The organism is Brevundimonas sp., assembly GCF_036677305.1.
In the GTDB taxonomy this organism is placed as follows: Bacteria; Pseudomonadota; Alphaproteobacteria; order Caulobacterales; family Caulobacteraceae; genus Brevundimonas.
The window spans coordinates 1-4,609 of sequence record NZ_JAKFEB010000033.1; the positions used below are offsets into that span (position 1 = coordinate 1).

The window sequence follows — 4,609 nt, forward strand, 5'->3', positions numbered from 1 at the left end:
GAAGAGATTGCGTCGGATGGCGACTACCTCGGAAGAGATTCAAGGCGAGCGGGTGGCGGCTATCGGGTGACAGGGTCGGCCGTGCATGCAGTCGAGAATCTGGAGATGCATCAGAAGGCCCGGCTTACTACCTGGTTAGTTGACCAACGGTCAATTGGCGTCGATGTCCCTGTAATCAACACAGCAGTCGTAGAGCAGGTGCAGCTCCGAAAAAATTTGACCGTCGGGCAGAGGAAGGATCGATTTTTTCTCGCCCTTTCCAGACTGCCTCTCGGGCTCAAGATGAGGATGAAGATCCGAGGAAATGTAGAGCAAAACTATATATACTGGAGAAACTATCTAGCAGTCTGGACCGAAGCGATTTACTCTGACACCTCGGATGTAAACGCCCTGCTAGAACTGTTAAGTCAGGATGGTTTTATAGAGCAATCTGGAGATTACGCTCTTCTTACTTCATCTGGGTGGGACAGATTAGATGGAACGCGTATTGGTGGATCAGACTCCCTACAAGTTTTTGTGGCGATGTGGTTTCATCAGTCTACGGATGAGGTTTACACTAATGGCATAGCTCTTGCTATCAAGGATGCTGGCTACGAACCGTTCCGGATCGACGCTAAAGAACACAACAACAAAATTGATGATGAGATCATCGCCGAAATAAGGCGGTCTCGATTTCTGGTGTCAGATTTTACCTCTGAAGTTCTCGTCGCTGATGGTGTGTCACATCACGTCCCCCGTGGTGGGGTTTACTATGAGGCTGGGTTTGCAAGAGGACTCGGCATGGAGGTGATATCCTGCGTTCGGGCCGACCAGATATCCCTTGTGCATTTTGACACACGGCAAATCTCACATGTTCTTTGGACTGATCCTCCAGAGTTGAGAGAGAAGTTGTATAATCGGATCGTCGCTACGCTGGGTGAGGCACCAAACGCGCCCGGCCGCGGGAATGCGTGATTGCTGATGGCACTCGCCGCTCCGTTAATGCACCCGCGCCTTCCCGATCTCCAGCCCGCCATCCCCCGCTGACACGGCAATCACGCTCCCGTCCTCAATCTCGCCCGCCAGAAGCTTCCGCGCGATCGGGTCGACCAGATCCTTCTGGATCACCCGCTTCAGCGGCCGCGCGCCATAGACCGGGTCGTAGCCCTTGTCGGCCAGCCAGGCGTAGGCGCCGTCGTCCAGCGACAACGTCAGTCGGCGGTCGGCCAGCAGCTTCTCGAACCGGGAAAGCTGTATGCGGACGATCCCCGACATCTGATCGCGGCCGAGGCGGCGGAAGAGGATGATCTCGTCGATGCGGTTCAGGAACTCGGGGCGGAAATGGCCGCGGACCTGTTCCATGACGTAGGGGCGGACGCTCTCGACGTCGTCGCCCTCGCCCTGACCGGCCAGGGCTTCCGAGCCGAGGTTGGAGGTCATGATGATCAGGGTGTTCTTGAAGTCGATGACGCGGCCCTGGCCGTCGGTCAGGCGGCCGTCGTCGAGGACCTGGAGCAGGACGTTGAAGACGTCGGGGTGGGCCTTTTCGACCTCGTCGAACAGGACGACCTGATAGGGGCGGCGGCGCACGGCCTCGGTCAGGGCGCCGCCCTCGTCATAGCCGACATAGCCGGGAGGGGCGCCGATCAGGCGGGAGACGCTGTGCTTCTCCATGTATTCCGACATGTCCATGCGGGTGATGGCGGCCTCGTCGTCGAACAGGAATTCGGCCAGGGCCTTGGTCAGCTCGGTCTTGCCGACGCCCGTGGGGCCGAGGAAGAGGAAGCTGCCCAGCGGGCGGTTGGGGTCGTTCAGGCCGGCGCGGGCGCGGCGCACGGCGTCGGCGACGGCGGTCAAGGCCTCGTCCTGGCCGACGACGCGGCGGGACAGGGCGTCCTCCATCTTGAGCAGCTTTTCGCGCTCGCCCTCCAGCATCTTGTCGACGGGGACGCCGGTCCAGCGGCTGACGACCTGGGCGATCTGTTCGGCGTCGACCACTTCCGGGGTCAAGGGTCCGGACCCGGAGGATTCGGCGGCCTCGGCCTCGGCGAGCTGTTTCTCGATCTGGGGGATCTGGCCGTAGGCGATCTCTGACGCGCGGCCCAGGTCGCCGGCGCGCTGGGCGGCGGCCAGTTCGGCGCGCAGGCGGTCGAGGGTTTCGCGCAGCTGGGCGCCCTGGCCGACCTTTTCCTTCTCCGACTTCCAGCGGGCGGTCAGGTCGTCGGACTGGCCCTCGAGGTCGGCGATCTCGTGCTCGAGCTTTTCGAGACGCAGGCGGGACGCGTTGTCGTCCTCCTTCTTCAGGGCCTCGCGCTCGATCTTCAGCTGGACCAGACGGCGGTCGATCTCGTCCAGCGCCTCGGGCTTGGAATCGACGGCCATGCGCACGCGCGACGCGGCCTCGTCGATCAGGTCGATGGCCTTGTCGGGCAGGAAGCGGTCCGTGATGTAGCGGTGGCTGAGGGTCGCGGCGGCGACGATGGCGCTGTCGCTGATGCGCACGCCGTGGTGGACCTCGTACTTCTCCTTGATGCCGCGCAGGATGGAGACGGTGTCCTCGACGCTGGGCTCTTCCACGAAGACGGGCTGGAAGCGGCGGGCGAGGGCGGCGTCCTTCTCGACGTGTTTCCGGTACTCGTCCAGCGTGGTGGCGCCGACGCAGTGCAGCTCGCCGCGGGCGAGGGCAGGCTTGAGCAGGTTGGAGGCGTCCATGGCGCCGTCGCCCTTTCCGGCGCCGACCAGGGTGTGCATCTCGTCGATGAACAGGATGATGCCGCCCTCGGCCGCGGTGACCTCGGCCAGCACGGCCTTGAGCCGCTCCTCGAACTCGCCGCGGTATTTGGCGCCGGCGATCAGGGAGCCCATGTCCAGCGCCATGACGACCTTGTCGCGCAGGGATTCCGGCACGTCGCCGTTGACGATGCGCAGGGCCAGGCCCTCGACGATGGCGGTCTTGCCGACGCCGGGCTCGCCGATCAGGACGGGGTTGTTCTTGGTGCGGCGGGCGAGGACCTGGATGGTGCGGCGGATCTCCTCGTCGCGGCCGATGACGGGGTCGATCTTGCCGTCGCGGGCGGCGAGGGTCAGGTCGCGGGCGTAGCGTTTGAGGGCGTCGTAGCCGTCCTCGGCGGCGGCGCTGTCGGCGGTCTTGCCCTTGCGGACCTCGGCGATGGCGGCGTCGAGCTTTTCGGGCGTGGCGCCGACGGATTTCAGGACCTCGGCGGCGACGCCGCCCTCGCGGGCGATGGCGCCCAGCAGGCGTTCGGTGGTGACGAAGGCGTCGCCGGCCTTCTTCGAGGCTTCCTCGGCGCTGGAGAAGACGCGGGCGGTGTCGCCGTCGAGATAGAGCTGGCCCGAGCCGCCCGAGACCTGGGCGCGCTTCTTGAGGGCGGTTTCGGTGGCGGTTTCGGCGCGGGCGGGGTCGCCGCCGGCGGCGGTGATCAGGTTGCGGGCCAGGCCGTCGCGCTCTTCCAGCAGGACCTTGAGCAGGTGTTCGGGGGCGAACTGCTGGTGGCGGCGGGCGAGGGCCAGCGACTGGGCGGACTGGACGGCCTGTTTGGCGCGGTCGGAGTAGAGGTCGAGGTTCAAGGCGTATTCCCTGCGGACAGCGGAGGAGCCGGGCGCATCCTCATGCAAGCAACGCGCCGGGCGGTTGCATGATCAGGTGGGCGCCGCCCCGGGGCCGTGCAAGAGGCCGCTGGCGAGGCGGGCGGAGGCGCGCTAGCGTCCGGCCCGAGTCCAGTCGGGAGCCCCTTGCATGTCCATCCGTCTTACCCGCCGCGCGGCGCTGGTTTCGTCCGTGGCCGGAGCGGCCGCCCTGCCGTCGCGGGGCTGGGCCCAGGCGCCCGCCAACGACAGCGCGGCGCTGGCGGATCAGGTGGACGCCTATGTGAAGCGGACGATGGCGGCCTTCCCCGATCAGCCGGCGGTGTCGGTGGCGCTGGTCAAGGGCGGTCAGGCGGTGCTGACGCGCGGCTACGGCGTGCGGGCGATCGGCGGGGCGGCGGTGGACGAGCACACCCTGTTCGCCATCGCCTCGAACACCAAGGCGGTGACCTGCGCGGCCCTGGCCATCCTGATCGACGAGGGGAAGGTGAAGTGGGACGAGCCGGTGCGGACGTATCTGCCCGGCTTCAGCCTGTCGAAGCCCGAGCTGAACGGGATGGTGACGGTGCGCGATCTGGTCAGCCACCGGATCGGCTTCGGCCTGGGGGCCGGCGACCTGCTGTTCTGGCCCAACAGCGACCGGACGCGGGCCGAGATCATGGCGGCCATTCCGCATGTGCCCATCGAGGACAGCTTCCGCACGACCTACCACTACTGCAACCTGATGTTCGTGGCCGCGGGCGAGGTGGTGGCGGCGGCCTCGGGCATGCCGTGGGAGCAGTTCGTGCAGACGCGGATCCTCGACCGGCTGGGCATGACGGAGACCCTGCCGCTGATGACGGCGGCGGACCCGGCGAAGTCGGCGCTGCCGCACGGCCGGATCGGGCCGCCGCTGCGCTATCAGGGCGAGATGCGGACCATCGGCCAGTCGATCCAGGAGGTCTGGGACTGGGCCGCGGCGGGCGCGGCGGGCGGCTTCGTCACCAACCCGGTGGACTGGGCCAAATGGATCGCGGTGCAGCTG

3 protein-coding genes are annotated in these 4,609 nt (G+C 66.1%); 2 read left to right on the top strand and 1 reads right to left on the bottom strand.

Annotated features, from left to right (window positions below):
• On the top strand, nt 1–954 hold a 954-nt coding region (locus V6M42_RS02240; protein ID WP_332676857.1), incomplete at its 5' end, for a hypothetical protein.
• Nucleotides 955–978: 24 nt separating this feature from the next.
• Here the strand turns inward: V6M42_RS02240 and clpB are convergent.
• Nucleotides 979–3,567, bottom strand: a complete 2,589-nt coding sequence (gene clpB / locus V6M42_RS02245) for an ATP-dependent chaperone ClpB (RefSeq protein ID WP_332676859.1) — start codon at nt 3,565–3,567, stop codon at nt 979–981.
• A 169-nt stretch (nt 3,568–3,736) separates the two neighbouring features.
• Between clpB and V6M42_RS02250 the strand changes: the two genes are divergently transcribed.
• Nucleotides 3,737–4,609 (top strand): serine hydrolase domain-containing protein (locus V6M42_RS02250; protein ID WP_332676861.1); only part of this gene is annotated, 873 nt, incomplete at its 3' end.